At 69.9% G+C, this 2249-nt stretch carries 2 protein-coding genes; both read right to left on the bottom strand.

Translation table 11 applies throughout. The features are described from left to right. Positions 1-72: 72 nt before the first annotated feature. Positions 73-1749: an ABC transporter substrate-binding protein gene (locus KBX39_RS29315; protein ID WP_104115738.1), complete on the bottom strand. Its 1677-nt coding sequence runs from the start codon at positions 1747-1749 to the stop codon at positions 73-75. Positions 1750-1866: 117 nt separating this feature from the next. Next, positions 1867-2249, bottom strand: a 383-nt coding sequence (locus KBX39_RS29320) for a LacI family DNA-binding transcriptional regulator (protein WP_210873636.1), incomplete at its 5' end; no start/stop codon positions are given.

The following is a 2249-nucleotide window of genomic DNA, read 5'->3' on the forward strand; positions in this document are numbered from 1 at the left end:
GGGGTGGCGGGTTGGGGGGGGGGGGCGCCGCGGGCCGGGCGGGGGGTTGGTGGCCGGGCGGGCGACGCCGGGTCAGCCGTTGGCCGGCTTGAGGTGCAGCACCACGTCCACCGCGTTGGGCTGGGTGGGCTGGAGCGCGCCGTACGGGTTCGAGTCGTCCGGCCAGCCGACCCAGTTCTTCGTGCTGTACGCGCCGCCGATGTTGTCCGCGCCGACCGGGATCATCGGCATCTGCTCGACGAAGATCTTCTGCAGCGTGGCCAGTGCGGTGGCGCGGGTGGCGTCGTCGGTGGCGTTGGCGTACGACACCAGCGCGTCGGTGGCCTCCTTGCTGTCGAACCGGCCGAAGTTGCCCGCCGGGGAGGCGGTGCCGATCGGCTTGAGCACGCGGCCGTCCATGATGGTCCGGTAGATGTCGTACGGCGTGGCGCCGCTCTCGGTCCACCGGAACGTGGCCTCGAAGTTGCCCTGCTCGACGTTGCGGAACCAGGCGTCCTGGTTGGCCTTGTCGATGGTCGCCGCGATGCCGATCTTCGCCAGGTTGCCCTTCACGATCTCCAGGCTGGTCTGGTAGTCCGACCAGCCGGCCGGGTCGGTCAGCCGGATCGTGACGGCCTTGCCGCTGCGGTCCTTCAGCGTGTTGCCGTCCAGCTTGTAGCCGGCGCCGGTGAGCAGCGCCTTGGCGCCCTCGACGTCGACCTTGTGCTCCTGGCCCTTGTACTCGGGCGCGATGAACGAGTCACCGGCCGGGCTGGGCAGGCCGGTCACGCTCTTGACCTCGGGGTGGAAGTAGCCGGCCTCGGCGGTGGTGAAGATGTCCGCCCGGTCGATCACCATGTTCATGGCCTTGCGCAGCGTCGGGTCGTCGAACGGCTTCTTCGTGGTGTTCAGGTAGAGACCGTGGATGCCGAGCACCGGGGGCGCCCACATCTTGTGGTTCTTCTGGTCCTTGGCCACGAACACGGTCTGGTAGTTCGGGATGAAGACGAAGCTCCACTCCGCCTCGCCGTTGGCCAGCGCGGTGGTCTGCGCGCTGTTGTCGGTGTACGACGTGTACCGCAGCTCCTTCACCTTCGGCAGGTCCTGCCAGTAGCCGCTCTCGCGTACCGCCAGCGTCATGCTCGCCGGGGTGAACGACTTGAGCGTGTACGGGCCGCTGCCGACCGGCTGCTTCACCGGGTCGCTGGCCGGGTCGGCGATCTTCTCCCACAGGTGCTTGGGCACGATCGGGACCCGCCACAGCACCTTCTGCTGGTTGACGAACTGCGGGCTGGCCATCGAGATGGTGACCTCGTTGCCGCTGGCGACGGCGTCGGTGTACGGCACGCCCTGGTCGTTGATGGCGGGGAACTTCTTCACCAGGTTGTAGGTGAACGCGACGTCCTCGGCGGTGACCTTCTGCCCGTCCGACCAGGTCGCGTTCTCGCGGATGGTCACCTTCACCGACTTGTAGTCCGACGACCACTCGGCCTTGGTGGCCAGCCACGGCTTGAACGGCTCGGCCGGCTTCACCGGGTTCCACATCATCAGCGGCTCGTAGATCTGCCACCGGTAACCAAGCGAGGCGGCGGCCGAGGTGGTGAGGAACGGGTTGTTGTTCTCGGCCTGCGGGCCGTTGGGCATGCCGACGCTCAGCACCGTCGCGGCCTGGCCGCTCTTCTTGTTCGCGTTCGGGCTGTCGCCGCACGCGGCGGCGGTGGTGACCATCGCGCCGGCCAGCGCGAGGGCGAGGAGTTGCCGTCTTCTCATGGAGGTCTCCCTCGGTGGTCCCGCATTCCTCGGGCGGGATGTGGTGGATGGAGGGTGTGCGGTGGAGCCACCGGCGGGCGGGCCCGCCGGCGTGGTCGCCGGGTACGGCGGGGTGTGTCAGGTGACGCCGGTCGAGTCGCGGGTGGTGAAGCCGGTGGGGATGACGGTCGGGCCCTCCGGCAGCGGGGTGCCGGCGAGGTGGGCGATGAGCAGCCGGGCGGCGGCCGTACCCATCTCCCGCAGCGGTTGGCGCACGGAGCTCAGCGGCGGGTGGGTGTGCCCGGCCAGCGGCAGGTCGTCGAAGCCGACCACCGCGACATCCTGCGGGAAGCGCCGCCCGGCGTCGCGCAGCGCCTGCAGCGCGCCGGCGGCCGACAGGTCGTTGTGGGCGAAGACGGCGTCGAAGGGTACGCCGTCGGCGAGCAGCCGCCGCACCGCCGCGCGCCCGCACTCGAACGTGAAGTCACCATCGACCACCCGGGTACGTCCCCGGGCCAGCC

It is taken from the genome of Micromonospora sp. D75 (assembly GCF_018070405.1).
GTDB classification, from domain to species: domain Bacteria; phylum Actinomycetota; class Actinomycetes; order Mycobacteriales; family Micromonosporaceae; genus Micromonospora; species Micromonospora chalcea.